The following is a 12749-nucleotide window of genomic DNA, read 5'->3' as shown; positions in this document are numbered from 1 at the left end:
TACAATGAAAACTAAACGTACGCTTATAATGATAACCTGTTTTTTAATAGGAATACATGCCAACGCACAATTTCTCAAAAAGCTAAAGAAGAAAGCTGAAAATGCTGCCGAACGAACCATTTTAAACAGAGCGGACAAAGAAGTTACCAAAACCACCAACAAGGCCATAGATTCCATTACAAAAGGAGGTAGCAGCAAGAAGGATAACTCCAAAACGATTGGTGAAACCGAAAAAAACACACCTTCCAAGGAAACCACCCAAAAAGAAAGGCAGGCTCAGGAAAGTAAAATAATGAACATTTTCGGCGGAGGATTGGAAGGCATCCCGGATACGTATGAATTTCAGTACGTCATGGATATGTCCTTAACCACCAAAAAGGATAAGATGGAGATGAAATACTATATACAACCCGATGCTACCTATTTTGGAAATGCCATAGCGGACAAAAGAGCCAACAGCATTATTGTATACGACATGGAAAACCAAGCCATGGTAACCTTTATGGACAATGGAACACAAAAAATGGCGATGAAAATGCGGATGCCCTTTGATGCCGAGGCACAAAAGGAAATGGCCAAAAGCAACACAAACCAAGAAAATCTAAAAATCACCCCCTTAGCCAGTAAGACTATTTTAGGGTTTAACTGCAGTGGATACCAAATTGAACAAGAAGATGGTATCAGTAAGTTTTATATCACCAATGAAGCGCCAGTTAGTTTTGTAGGTGTGTTTTCCAGTGTGGAGCAAATGCCGAAAACGGGTTATTATGCCACTATTCCTTTCGATGAAAAATCTATGATCATGGAAATGGAATACATCTCCAACAAAAGAAAGCGCGACAATATGCATATGATTTGCACAAAATTGGAAAAGCATCCTATCACGATCAACAAAGCCGACTATTAAGGAGAAATATAAACCGTTAAACACGCGCATTATGAAAACAACATCTCTGCTACTAACCCTTTGTTGGTTTGTATTGCCAGCGACACTCTCTGCCCAAATTGGGGGAAGCGTCTTTGAAATAACCAAAAAAGCACAGCAAGAGGCCAAAGGCGAAGCGGATGATGCCGCTGAGAAAGCAAAAGAAGAGCATGCGATGGAAAATATAACTAAGGGGCTAGAGGCATTTGGGCAAAGCCTAAGCGAATCTAGCGAAATGCCAATGGAGATTCGATGTATCAATCTGATGGGTGATCATGCGCTGAATATGTATTTAGTTCAACACAAAATTGAATCTGCAAATAGTTGTAAAGCTAAAAAACAACTATTGGAGATGCAAGCACTACAGGTGCTCTCGGCGGGAACTCGAATTTATTGTCCAGAAGAACTTTATAGTGATGTAGTTTATTATGGTACCTCAATTTTAGAATTGTACTTCTCATTGAAATCACAAAATTATATTCCTGGTACACGCGAGTTGGAAGATTCACTAGATAATATCAAAGAAGCGAGTTTAGTCTTTGGAAACCCATATTCTTTAAATTTAAACACCTTGCTAACATTGGATAAAGATTATAAATCATACGATAAAGAAGGGTTGTTGGACTTAGATGCCCTCTTGTTAGATCTACTCGATTATGAATCTATACCTGAATCGGATGTGGAATGGCAAAATAAAAAAAAAGATTTCTTTACTGAACTCATGAATTATATAACCTATTTTGATTCCCCCATTTTTATGTTAAAAAGATCTAATCAAATTAATTTCACAATCGAGAATCTCCCGTGCAAATAAAAAACAAAACTGAGCAATTTCATCTGATCCATGCACCGTTGATGCAAAAGCAAGGTTTAATGGCGATATTGATAATAGAGTAAAGGATTTGAACGAAAATATGGAAAGTACCAGGGGCCGCTGGCAGAAGTATTTGGCCAAGGTCAAAATAAAGTAAGTGCCTTAAAAATAAACTTCAAAAAATCATTAGTTGCAAAAAAAGAAAATATATGAAGACTATAAAGTTCAAAATATTACTAATAGGACTAGCACTATTAAGTAATTCCTGCTGGGAAGAAACAAAAAAATTGGGGGATGAAATTCAAAATACTACCAAAATAATAAAAAATGCGAAAAACGTAGCCAAAGAGGCTACGGGGATGCAGGAGAATATAAAGTTACTGCGCAATAAAGAACCGCTTACCAAAGAACAATTTGAATCTTGGTTGCCAGAGACATTGGCCAATATGCCGCTTACATCGTCTATGATCAATATGATTCCCGGAATGGGGTCTTGTGGAGGAACCTATCACGTGGGGAACAAAAGAATACGTGTCATGGTCATTGATGGTGCTGGTGAAAAAGGAGCTGGAGGCGTTGGCCCTTATCGAATGTCGAGTAAAATGAACTACGACACCAAAGGTGATTGGGGATCCACAAAAACAGTGCTTATAGACGATGTGAAAGTAAAAAAGAGCTATTTAAAATCGAGTAACTCGTACGACCTCTCTATGTTTTATGCCGAACGGTTTGCTGTAGATATAAAAACAAATGAAATAGATGAAGTTACATTGGAGAAAATTGTCAAAGAACTTAATCTAAGTGAATTAAAAAAATTTTAAAACGATGAAACACTACAGGATATTAATTATTTTAATTGTTCTTATCGGCTGCAACGATACCCCTTCTTCGAAAGCGAAGACAACAAAAGCTTTAGCCGGAAATATACCAACCACAACTTCTGAAACCAGAATAAAATCAAAAGAAGATAATGCTTTAGACAAGAATATTGAAACCACAAACAATCAAGATGATTGGTATTGGAAAAATACCCAAATGAGCAAAAACAATGCCTTTGAAAATTGGGAACATGGTCTGGTAGATCTGGTGATGGAGTATCGATTAAGACATAACGAAACCACCCCAAAAAATCTAAAGGTCGGTTATATTGACGATAATGGTTCAATTAATATCACCTTACCTGAGAATACCCCTACGGAGACCAGTCTAGATAACTTAGGAAATTTAGTGTTTTACGATATCCAGGATATTTCCACATTGAACTATGGGAACCCGGATGCAGGTTATTTGTCCAAGACCACATTAAATGTTTTAAAAAACGGTGAGCTTATTGGAGCCCTAACATTGGGGAATTCCGTTCGTGTCACTTATAACCTTACCAACCAGAGTACTTTATCCATGGGCGATGAGGGTTATCTAATCTCCTGGGCCTATCTAGAGGAAGCTGCCAGTATGAAGGGTACCGAAAAAACTAAAAATAAGGTACGGAGAGATGGAACAAACACCCTAGAAGTAGAAAACACCGTGGTTTATGACCTCGATTTTAAACCTGGCTGGAATTTTATAAAAACAGAAGTTATTGGTAAATATGACCTTGTACACGAACGAGGATTGAATGCCTCCTGGTTTAAAAAGCACCATCATAGGGTAGTTTCAGAAATACCGGAAGATGCGGCCTATTATTTTAGGTTTCCTTAATGCCATTTAGCCCGTTATATACATCAGAGCCATACCTCACTGATTCCATCAATAATGTATTTCAATCGAGCATGTTCGTCTTAAATGACAAAGGTCTTCCAATCCATAAAAAATAAAAAAGCAACAACAGTTTCCCAATGTTCCTCTTATGACCATACCAACTCAAGTTACTGTATTTCAGTCTACATGATTTAGGTAGTACCTACCAACCGTAATTATACATTTAACAGGCAAATAATTCATTATTGCTTCATTTCTGACCGAACCGATTTTATCCAGGAATTGTGCAACTGTAAAAGTTCGTCCTTTTTTTTGGGATTGGATTTCGCCAAATTATTTTTTTCGCCAATATCTTTATCCAAATTGACTAGAAATAATTTATCCAAATTCTTTTTCGCGCCCTGCCCTGATGGCTCGTTAACGTTGCCTATAAGTTTCCAAGACCCCTTGCGAACAGCCCATTGTGCGGTTTTATCATCATAATTCCCAAACTGCCAATGCACCACCTCATGGCGTGATTCCTTTTTGCCATCCAAAATAATGGGCATCAGGCTTTTCCCATCAATGTTATCTCCTACTTCTGAATTGGTCAATTCACCTATGGTACTAAACCAATCCATCTCCATGCTAAGCTGGTCGCGCACCTCATTGGCAGGAACTACTCCTGGATACCGGATAATGGCCGGCACACGGATTCCCCCTTCAAACAAACTAAATTTACTACCTCGATACGGACCTGCATTTCCACCTCCCCAGAAAGCACGTTCTTCCAAGGAATGTCCATGGTCCGATTGAAAAATGACTATGGTGTTCTCCGCTAGGCCCATTTCGTCCAGATAATCAAGAACAATTCCAACTTTTTCATCCGTATTGGAAACAAAAGCTGCATATTCCTTTCTGGGAGTTGGCAGATTCTTGTAATAGTCCAACCACTTTGTGGTTCCTTGGTAGGGATAATGCGGGGCGTTAAATGCCCAATAAATAAAAAATGGCTCGTTCCTTCTGTGATTGATTACCTGCTTTACCTCTTCGGCCATTAGATCCGTAAAATGTTCCCCATCATAATAGACCTCTTCCATATTTCTGTACAGATCGTGCTTATTGGGACCGTCCCAGTAAAAGGTGTGGGAATAATTATCAATACAACCCCGCTGATGTCCGAAAAAATAATCGAACCCTTGTCCGTTCGGCAAATTCTGCTCCCGATGGCCTAGATGCCATTTACCAATTAAAGCCGTGTAATAGCCATTGGGTTTAAGCATCTCCGCCATGGTAATCTGCTCTGTTGGAAGTCCATATTCCCCGCTTTTTTCGGCGCGTTCCGGTATTGGCACATTGCCCTCCAATCCAGCCCGTAAATTGGTCTTACCCGTCATCAGTGCAGCCCTGGACGGTGAACAGACCGGTGCTCCCGCATAGAATTGTGTAAACCTCACCCCCTCCTTCGCAAGCCTGTCCATATTAGGTGTATACAAATCCGTTGCCCCGTAAGAATTAAGATCTATGGAACCTTGGTCATCTGTCATTATAACAATTACGTTAGGTCTGCCCTTAGTAGTGGTCTGTGCATAAGCATTTAGGGGTAAGGAAATGAATAATATTCCCAAGCCAATCGTTATCGCGTTTTTAAATACTCCCATTCTATTTATTTATTTAATTCAATATCCATTATTTTGTTCCCAATTCGGATTTAATAAAATAGCCCTATCCGGTAAAGGCCACAAATAATCCCTATAGCGCTAAACTTTGTTTCGCAATTACATTACCGTCTTTATCAACGCTATCTTCCTTCATATCGATTTCGGCAGTTCCAAACCTAATAACATCTTTGTAATCTAGACCTTCCCCTGCAAATTCAACTCTACGTTCCAAACTTAAAACATCAGGGACCCCTTCTAAGGCCAAGTGTTACGTCTGTTATCGCCACCAACCCTCCGTTCCTAACAAAATTGATGGCCTCGAAAGCCTTGTCGGCAGGTCTATTTACCTCATTCTCCACTTCGGCAATAGTAAATAAAATTTCGGCAAAACTGAACAAAATTGGATTTAATTCCTATTGATTGGCCTGCGGTGGAGTTCTTTTGACATTGTCAACAAAATACGTATATTTTTTAAATGCTAATCCCATTGGATTGGCAAAAAGTTCATTGTACACGACCAATTCCCTATTGTACATTGCCCCTATAGCTATGTAAGTTTGCTATAAACGCGGGTCACTTTAGGCACTTGGATTTTCCCAATCATACCATAGGAAAAAGCATGGTGTGAAATGTGGGCTTATAATAATGCCACTTTTAACTTCGAAACCAAAATATATTTTGAAGTACCTCCTACCAAGCTTTCACGAATTGCCGCTAGGCTACAATATACGTACTACTGGCTTTATGTTTCGGACAGTAGATTCCGAATTTTATCCAAAAAATCCATTTCCTCATAGGGTATCATGTCCAAAATGTATCCGAGTACTTCCCGTATATTTTGTGCTGGTTCGGGAACAATCCTCGAAGGAGAATTTTCCATACCTAGGGCCATGACACAGACCTTTATTAGGTTGGAAATCATTAAGGACGTATCTAAATAACCCTCGGATATAAGGTTTACACAAAAAAGTTCCTTCCTACTTGGATAGCGTTGTAATGTACTGAAATGCTTTTTGGTCAATTCCTTTAATTTATCCATTAAAACATCATCTTCCGATTCCAGAATATGGCTATTAGTGGTATTTGTCTGATTGCAAGGGATTTCTATATGGGGCAATTGTTTGTCCAAAGAGGAGCGGCATTGGGCAATTTTATCCGAAAATAGTTTGGAGACCAAAGTATACATCAGGGCTGTATTCTCTTGTATTTTATGAATCCGAACCTTTTCATGGGGATCATTATCCTCGTAGGTTTTAGCGATATTGGCCTCATCCAATATTCCCAAGAGAGTTGTTTGTTGCTCTTCCTCTGTACTAAAAAGGAAGTTTAATTCAGGAACATAGGTCGTTATATTGCTATGATGTTCCTGGAGGCTATGGAACAGACATTCTTCGCCCATCATAAATACTTCTACGTTGCGATATAACAATTCAATAATCTGATGGAACAACAATATCGGATGCCGCAAATTGCCCTTCTCCAAAAAGTAATTGGCTCCATCCATTAAATAATTTACTTTATCCAACTCCTTATTGAAATCCAAGTACATCCTATCCAATTGTGTTGGCTTCACATTATATTTATAAAACAAGTCGATATTCTCTGTGGAACTGGAATAAACCAGATGCGTCCAAAGACAACCATGAACGAAAAATAAGTTCTGTTCCAATAGTTGCTGACGGGCATATTCAAAAGAAAAAACCCTATACAGGAAACCATTATCTTCCTCACATATATCTTCCAATATTAAGGACAGTTCCTCGGATTTGGTGGAACAATTTGGGTCCAGTAGGATTATGAACAATCTATTATCTATGTTCCGGTCCGATGTTAATTTGTAAATAAGTTTCACCTCGGGCAACAAAATAAGCTTACTAAGGATTTGTGGTATGGATGCCATTTTACTAATACTAAATTGAACAATTATTTACAATATCTCACAGGCTTAAAGACAGGATAAGGAATTCCAAATGCAGCGGTGGCATTAACCCCCTGAATTTAACAGCCTTGAATAAATTAATGGTTCTGGACCCTTAGGTCGTTGCACGCTTTAATTCAAAAGTGTGTAAAATTTAAAAATATAGGGTTGGAATATCAATGCATGGTCGGATACCATGAAAAAGCGTAGTACGTAAATTATGGAACAAATACCATTTAAAAATCTCTTGGACAATAAATTGGTATGGATATAAGAACCGAAAAAAAGTGTGGCGTTAATCCCATAACGAATATCCTATATAAAATTCTAATTTACTAATTAAGTTAGCTCCTCTACTCTCGTACTGCCCTTCAGTATTTTAGAGTACCATCACAGGTAACAGTTTCCCAACAATTAACCTTTTCTTATTGCGTAGATTTGTGTAACTTGTTAGCAACTTTACCACAACAAATATAGTTGATAATTATCAACATTTCTTAATTTACGGCAACTATTTTCTGGAATGAATAGAATTTTAACAATTTTTAGTACCGTGGCAGAAACTGAAGGCATTAGCATATCTGCACTTGAAAAGTCTATTGGGGCCAGTAAAGGGGTACTATCCAGGGCTTTAAAACACGGAACCGACATCCAGGTCAAATGGCTCAATGCCCTCGTTGAAAATTATCCCAATTATAGCCCCGAATGGATATTGACCGGGAAGGGCCCCATGTTAAGGAACCAAGGAACCACCGACCTTCATCAATTAAAGGAAGAAGGGGATACTTACCAACTTTATGAGCAGATAGCCCTTTTAAAGGAACGTATAGAAATTTTAAAAACGGCGAATGAAGCCCTAAAGGCAAATAATACTTCCCTAATGGAAATTAAGCAAATGTTGAAAAAACGGATCGAGGACCTAGAGCAATAAACCAACAAGAATAGCTATTTTAGATAACAAGGGTTCCGTGTAAGGCTTGCCATAAGCTAAAAGGCTATACTTTTTTAAAAAGTTCTATAGCAGCCATGGAAGACTCTTCAGAACCTTCCAGCATCCCCTTCTCCTCAAATAGCTCATATATAATTTTCTTTTCCTGCATGTTAAAGGAGCGCTGTTGAAACCAATCGTTTACCGCTATCTTTTTATTCTCCTCCCTGGACTTTTGTTTTATTTCATCGGTCACTTTATGCCAATACACCCATCGGTTGGTAGCAAGGGAATAGCCAATTTCATTGTTGATCATGGATCTTATAGGCTTGTTTCTAAGTCTAACACCATTCTCCAAGACTGCCAAAATCTTGGTAAGACGTACCACTTCCGAAAAAGAATACCTAAAAAAATCGCCAAATCCGTTTTGACTTACATTATATAATTTATCCCCTATTTTTAAGTCGTCCATAAAAAAGAAAACAAAAATAATGGTCCACCCCACTTAAGTAAAGTATTGCTACAAGAACTTATAAACAATGTCACCATAAAACAATATTTGGAAATAAGGCCCAATCCGGTTTTGGGATAATTCCAATTCTCCTTTTTTTTACAATTCCATAGCCTCCATTAATCCAATTCTTTTACATTTGTCCGTATAAAATCTATTACAATGAATATTGAAAGGGAATTGGGCAAAAGAAGCAATCACCAATGTGAGTTATGTGCCAATACGGAAAAATTAAGTGTATTTGAAGTTCAACCACCTAGAAATGGAGGTTTGGAAGCAAATTTATTGGTTTGTGAAGTCTGTAAGGAACAAATTGAAAATCCAGATACGACAGATTCAAATCACTGGCGCTGTTTAAACGACAGTATGTGGAGCGAGCATACTCCTGTAAAAGTTATAGCATGGCGTATGTTAAGCCGATTAAGAAATGAAGGATGGCCTCAGGATCTCCTGGATATGCTTTATTTGGAAGATGAGGTATTGGATTGGGCAAAAGCTACGGGTGAAGGTGCACCTTCCGAGAACCAAATAATACATAGAGACAGTAATGGTGCCGTTATTGAGGCAGGTGATAGTGTTGTCCTTATAAAGGATCTACCGGTTAAGGGGTCCAGTATGGTGGCTAAAAGAGGTACCGCTGTAAGGCGTGTTTCCCTAGATCATGATAATGCGGAATGCATAGAGGGTAAAGTTGATGGCCAACAAATTGTTATCCTAACAAAATTTGTCAAGAAAATATAGCTCCTGTTTACCCTAGGGTAAATTGTGAATCTTTGTTGGCACTATTACCCCTTATTGTCCAACACTGGAATATATATATATATTAGGATGTAGACCAATTTAAAATAGTTCATGGCAAATAGAGACCCCTATGCCGCACTGAGATATAAGGAATTCAACGTTTTTTTGCTGGTCCGTTTTGCCATGGTCTTTGCTTGGTCCATGCAGTTCGTGGTAATAGAATGGGAAGTTTATTCCTTGACCAAGAATCCCCTTTCTTTGGGGCTGATTGGACTTATGGAAGTTATTCCCGCCGTATCATTGGCACTGTTTGCCGGTCATATTGTGGACCAAAAGGAAAAAAAGGGGTTACTTCTAAAATGCATTTTGGGCTTTTCCATAATAAGCCTAGGGCTGTTTTTACTTACTTGGCCCCATATTATAATGGGTTGGTCCAAAAATGCTGTTTTGTATTCCATTTATTTTTTAGTATTTCTTGGGGGTATTGTAAGGGCATTCCTAGGGCCGACCATCTTTTCCCTATTCGCATTGATAGTTCCAAAAAAAGTATATCCCAATGCCGCTACCTGGAGTAGTTCGGTTTGGCAGATGGCAGCTGTTCTGGGACCTGCCTTAGCAGGGTTTAGCATTACTCTTATCGGGGTACATTGGTCTATGTGCCTAATTTTTGCCTTTTCCTTAATGGCACTCCTTATCTTGACCAAAATAAAAAAGAAACCCATTTTAAACCCCAATATTGGGGAACCAGTCGTTAAAAGTTTAAAAGAAGGGGTGAAATTTGTATTTGGGACCAAAATTATATTGGGAGCAATTACCTTGGATATGGTTGCTGTCCTTTTTGGTGGGGCCATAGCCCTGTTACCTATTTATGCACAGGATATACTTAAGGTTGGGCCCGAGGGATTTGGAATTTTACGTGCCGCCCCAGCGGTTGGCGCATTACTGATCATGTTTACCTCCGCCTATTTCCCATTAAACAAACACGCAGGCCTAAAACTTTTGGGATCTATTTTTGGTTTCGGCCTATGCATTATTACCTTCGGACTTTCCACATCATTTTGGGTTTCCGTCATGGCACTCTTTTTTAGTGGTGTTACCGATGGCATTTCCATGATCATTCGGCAAACTATTTTACAATTAAGGACACCGGATCATATGCGTGGTAGGGTAGCTTCAGTAAATTCTATGTTCGTTGGTTCCTCCAATGAGTTGGGGGCATTTGAAAGTGGACTAACGGCCAAATTGATGGGCACGGTCACTGCAGTCGTTTTTGGTGGTTGCATGACCTTGATCACAGTACTATTTACCGGTGCCATCTCCCCCACTTTCAGAAAACTGGATTTGAGGAAAGATTTGGAGGAACACGAAAACGAAGGGGATTAATATATAAAAACCATCAAACAAACCACTTGCTTTTAACTCCCATCAAAAGCCACTGTCCAGTTTCCAGATAATAGATACCGCTTAATCAATACCGAAGAATCACTTCCGTTTACTCCAAGTAGACTACCTAGAACGGACAGGCTCGATGCCAAGAAGCTAAAACAAGAATTAAATGGTTAGATAGCCATATGTATCGAGAACCTTTTTTTTTACACGACGCCCACTTCCCGGTACAATCCTCCGCTATCGGATTGCTCCAAGTGATGATTTTCAACCTGGAACCTACCCACTCCGCTCAACCTCATTTTGCTTGATATGGCGACCGGGCTTAACCAAAACTACCTTCCCCAGGTGTATACGTAAATATCCATTCCGGATTATCCTCATCCCTACTTATGGAATTGCATTTAAATCCATTCCTTACATAAAAAGATCGCAACCCTTCCTCCTCTACAGTAAGCCAATATGACTGATTTGGAAACTGCTCCTTTAATGCTGTAAGCCATTTGGAACCTAACGATTGCCCACGATATTTGGGATCAACAAATAAAAAACCTATATAATGAAAATTGGAGATCACGTACTTTTCCCACTCTTCAATCTCAAAATCCGTCATATTTGGAGGGGCCGTTCTAAAAACAATTCCCCCTGCAATTATGCCCATGGCATTTTCAAATACGTAGATACTTGCTTTTTCCTTGTAATCGTCCCATATAGGTTCAATGACATCTCGCCAATCCTCAGGAAGAATTTCAAAAAAAATTTGCCCATCATTCCCTAAATTTCTTAACTCCATATATAGCTCCTACTTTTAAGACTGCCGGATATCCCCTATAATAAACCCCAGGACCACAATCGGTCAAAATCATCGGCCCATCTATCACCTATGTCCGTTCTATAGTAAACATTATTGATAATGATATTGCTTATCCTATTCTGCATCATTTTTTGTGCATCTTTCATGGTCAGCCCGGTTCCGGTAACCAATAAGGCAATACCCGTATTTCCCGTAATAAGCCATTCATCATTAATTTTTTTGAGATGCATGGGATGAACTCCATCCTTCATATCCTTTTTAAATACGATGACAGAATCTTTTGAGAATAGTTCAAACGTTTTTTTATCCTCGAAGGGAAAAGGCGGAACTACCATATAGGCTCCCACCTGAAATCCTTTTCTAACATTGATCCTAAAACTTACTCCTGAGGCCAGCTTATAGAACATGTTGCCGAGCGGTTCCAAAATTCCTGCTCGTTGTATAAAAATCTGTGGATAGCCAAATCTAGAGGTGAATTCCAAGGGATAAATTCCATTGCCGTTAACAATGCAATTAATATCCAATTGCCCAATAAAACCATCCTTGGCCAGGGAACTTTCAAACTTTTTCAAGGTCGCCTCAAAAATTGGGGAGTCCTTGGTCCAGAACATACTGGAACCCATTTCCCCTGTTGATACACCCAATTCTTTGGGGAAAAGTTTCTTGTGTTCAAAAGTAATATTTATAGGATATATAAACTCCTTCCCGTTAAAATAAGCAGACGCGGACACCTCTACCCCTTTCACCTTGCGCTGCAATTGAAAATTGCCAAAATCATTTCCCCAGGATTTCTCATAGGCCTTTAAAACCCGAATTACGTCCAAACCTTCGTCATCACTTCCCACGAACAGCAATTGTTTGTACTCTTGGGTTTCGCCCGATGGCTTTATTACATAGGCATTGGGATTGGACTTGACATAGTCGATGGCGTCTTGAAAGTTGTAAAATTCTTTGGATGGCAATATTTTAATACCATGTTTCTTTAATTCTGCCTGTCCAAAATTACGGTCCAGTTCCAACAGATCGGAATATTCCGTACCCCCGACCACCAATTTGCCCTGCGCCCTTAATTCCGAACAAATCTTACCATATCCGGTATAATCAAAAATAAGGACATCTGCCCAATCGATAAAACCCTTCCAGTCTTTCGCCTTTTGTACAAAACCATATCCGATTTCCTTGGAGGGCTTGTCTTCGATATACATTTTAACGGCGTGGCCTTCGTGCAGGATGGCTACCGCCATATCCAAGGTTTCTCCCCATCGGGAAACGATCAAGAAATTGCGTTTAATTTCTATTTGATTTTTTAATTTCTCTTTTTTCAATTTATGGAGATATATTATTTTTTTAAAAATTAGTTACCAAATTCAATTG

The 12749-nt window shown here is 39.0% G+C and carries 14 protein-coding genes; 7 read left to right on the top strand and 7 right to left on the bottom strand.

What is annotated here, in order from left to right; all coding sequences use genetic code 11:
- Window positions 1-4 precede the first annotated feature (4 nt).
- The 4 genes from QSE00_RS12665 (at window position 5) to QSE00_RS12650 (ending at window position 3437) form a co-directional block, all read left to right on the top strand.
- Window positions 5-907 carry a DUF4412 domain-containing protein gene (locus QSE00_RS12665; RefSeq protein ID WP_110355964.1) on the top strand — a complete coding sequence of 301 codons (903 nt, stop codon included), beginning with the start codon at window positions 5-7 and terminating at the stop codon, window positions 905-907.
- Between the two features lie 31 nt (window positions 908-938).
- Entirely contained in the window at window positions 939-1739 is an 801-nt protein-coding gene (locus QSE00_RS12660) for a hypothetical protein (RefSeq protein ID WP_110355965.1), read from the top strand.
- Between the two features lie 209 nt (window positions 1740-1948).
- Window positions 1949-2560 (top strand): hypothetical protein, encoded by a 612-nt coding sequence (locus QSE00_RS12655; protein ID WP_110355966.1) that lies wholly within the window; start codon window positions 1949-1951, stop codon window positions 2558-2560.
- 4 nt (window positions 2561-2564) lie between these two features.
- A complete protein-coding gene (locus QSE00_RS12650; RefSeq protein ID WP_110355967.1) occupies window positions 2565-3437 on the top strand; it encodes a hypothetical protein in 873 nt (290 codons plus the stop codon).
- A gap of 242 nt (window positions 3438-3679) precedes the next feature.
- Here QSE00_RS12650 and QSE00_RS12645 read toward each other — a convergent pair whose 3' ends face one another.
- The 4 genes from QSE00_RS12645 to QSE00_RS12630 all read right to left on the bottom strand — a co-directional run bounded on the left by QSE00_RS12645 (window position 3680) and on the right by QSE00_RS12630 (window position 6977).
- Entirely contained in the window at window positions 3680-5077 is a 1398-nt protein-coding gene (locus QSE00_RS12645) for a sulfatase-like hydrolase/transferase (protein WP_286106243.1), read from the bottom strand.
- 91 nt (window positions 5078-5168) lie between these two features.
- The gene (locus QSE00_RS12640; RefSeq protein WP_146216296.1) at window positions 5169-5309 is read right to left on the bottom strand and encodes a RagB/SusD family nutrient uptake outer membrane protein; all 141 of its coding nucleotides are present in this window, start codon (window positions 5307-5309) and stop codon (window positions 5169-5171) included.
- 10 nt (window positions 5310-5319) lie between these two features.
- Complete coding sequence (locus QSE00_RS12635) at window positions 5320-5475, bottom strand: RagB/SusD family nutrient uptake outer membrane protein (RefSeq protein ID WP_146216297.1); 156 nt, start codon at window positions 5473-5475, stop codon at window positions 5320-5322.
- A gap of 344 nt (window positions 5476-5819) precedes the next feature.
- Complete coding sequence (locus QSE00_RS12630; RefSeq protein ID WP_286106242.1) at window positions 5820-6977, bottom strand: hypothetical protein; 1158 nt, start codon at window positions 6975-6977, stop codon at window positions 5820-5822.
- A 541-nt stretch (window positions 6978-7518) separates the two neighbouring features.
- Between QSE00_RS12630 and QSE00_RS12625 the strand changes: the two genes are divergently transcribed.
- Window positions 7519-7926 (top strand): hypothetical protein, encoded by a 408-nt coding sequence (locus QSE00_RS12625; protein WP_110355970.1) that lies wholly within the window; start codon window positions 7519-7521, stop codon window positions 7924-7926.
- A gap of 64 nt (window positions 7927-7990) precedes the next feature.
- Here QSE00_RS12625 and QSE00_RS12620 read toward each other — a convergent pair whose 3' ends face one another.
- Window positions 7991-8395, bottom strand: coding sequence for a pyruvate kinase (locus QSE00_RS12620; protein WP_286106241.1), 405 nt, complete (start codon window positions 8393-8395; stop codon window positions 7991-7993).
- A 201-nt stretch (window positions 8396-8596) separates the two neighbouring features.
- On the opposite strand from QSE00_RS12620, the gene QSE00_RS12615 reads away from it, so the two are divergent.
- Window positions 8597-9175 carry a PhnA domain-containing protein gene (locus tag QSE00_RS12615; RefSeq protein ID WP_286106240.1) on the top strand — a complete coding sequence of 193 codons (579 nt, stop codon included), beginning with the start codon at window positions 8597-8599 and terminating at the stop codon, window positions 9173-9175.
- 111 nt (window positions 9176-9286) lie between these two features.
- A complete protein-coding gene (locus tag QSE00_RS12610) occupies window positions 9287-10558 on the top strand; it encodes an MFS transporter (protein ID WP_110355972.1) in 1272 nt (423 codons plus the stop codon).
- A 328-nt stretch (window positions 10559-10886) separates the two neighbouring features.
- Here QSE00_RS12610 and QSE00_RS12605 read toward each other — a convergent pair whose 3' ends face one another.
- Both QSE00_RS12605 and QSE00_RS12600 read right to left on the bottom strand, forming a co-directional pair.
- Window positions 10887-11354, bottom strand: a complete 468-nt coding sequence (locus QSE00_RS12605; RefSeq protein WP_286106239.1) for a GNAT family N-acetyltransferase — start codon at window positions 11352-11354, stop codon at window positions 10887-10889.
- A 35-nt stretch (window positions 11355-11389) separates the two neighbouring features.
- Entirely contained in the window at window positions 11390-12700 is a 1311-nt protein-coding gene (locus QSE00_RS12600; protein ID WP_286106238.1) for a phosphoribosylamine--glycine ligase, read from the bottom strand.
- Window positions 12701-12749: the final 49 nt, after the last annotated feature.

The organism is Arenibacter flavimaris (assembly GCF_030291335.1).
GTDB lineage: Bacteria > Bacteroidota > Bacteroidia > Flavobacteriales > Flavobacteriaceae > Arenibacter.
Note: the sequence above shows the minus strand (reverse complement) of the source record. Positions and strands in the feature narration are given on the sequence as shown.

Coding starts and splice junctions, on each gene's coding strand:
- QSE00_RS12665 (WP_110355964.1), top strand. CDS start 5: ATGAAAACTAAACGTACGCTTATAATGATAACCTGTTTTTTAATAGGA.
- QSE00_RS12660 (WP_110355965.1), top strand. CDS start 939: ATGAAAACAACATCTCTGCTACTAACCCTTTGTTGGTTTGTATTGCCA.
- QSE00_RS12655 (WP_110355966.1), top strand. CDS start 1,949: ATGAAGACTATAAAGTTCAAAATATTACTAATAGGACTAGCACTATTA.
- QSE00_RS12650 (WP_110355967.1), top strand. CDS start 2,565: ATGAAACACTACAGGATATTAATTATTTTAATTGTTCTTATCGGCTGC.
- QSE00_RS12645 (WP_286106243.1), bottom strand. CDS start 5,077: ATGGGAGTATTTAAAAACGCGATAACGATTGGCTTGGGAATATTATTC.
- QSE00_RS12630 (WP_286106242.1), bottom strand. CDS start 6,977: ATGGCATCCATACCACAAATCCTTAGTAAGCTTATTTTGTTGCCCGAG.
- QSE00_RS12625 (WP_110355970.1), top strand. CDS start 7,519: ATGAATAGAATTTTAACAATTTTTAGTACCGTGGCAGAAACTGAAGGC.
- QSE00_RS12620 (WP_286106241.1), bottom strand. CDS start 8,395: ATGGACGACTTAAAAATAGGGGATAAATTATATAATGTAAGTCAAAAC.
- QSE00_RS12615 (WP_286106240.1), top strand. CDS start 8,597: ATGAATATTGAAAGGGAATTGGGCAAAAGAAGCAATCACCAATGTGAG.
- QSE00_RS12610 (WP_110355972.1), top strand. CDS start 9,287: ATGGCAAATAGAGACCCCTATGCCGCACTGAGATATAAGGAATTCAAC.
- QSE00_RS12605 (WP_286106239.1), bottom strand. CDS start 11,354: ATGGAGTTAAGAAATTTAGGGAATGATGGGCAAATTTTTTTTGAAATT.